Raw genomic sequence first — 314 nt, forward strand, 5'->3', positions numbered from 1 at the left:
CTTTTTTACTTGTTTGATGCCTGGCAGTTCCCTACTCTCGCATGGGGAGACCCCACACTACCATCGGCGCTACGGCGTTTCACTTCTGAGTTCGGCATGGGGTCAGGTGGGACCACCGCGCTACAGCCGCCAGGCAAATTCTTTGTGTTCTGTCCTGTGTCTTTTGTGCTGATGCGGCGTTGCCTTCTCTCGCGTTACTCAGTCACATACTTGTGTATGCTCCTTCGTTCCGTCTCGGTCGGCGCCTTGCTTCAGCGCAAAATCCTTCGGACTCATGTCCGCAGAACAAAACTAAATCTAAAATCCGGTGAACT

The 314-nt window shown here is 52.9% G+C and carries 1 rRNA gene; it reads right to left on the bottom strand.

Annotated features, from left to right (window positions below):
- Positions 1-18: 18 nt before the first annotated feature.
- A 5S ribosomal RNA gene (gene rrf, locus PSSD_RS26080) occupies positions 19-134 on the bottom strand.
- Positions 135-314 lie beyond the last annotated feature (180 nt).

The organism is Type-D symbiont of Plautia stali (assembly GCF_001485335.1).
GTDB lineage: Bacteria > Pseudomonadota > Gammaproteobacteria > Enterobacterales > Enterobacteriaceae > Pantoea > Pantoea vagans_C.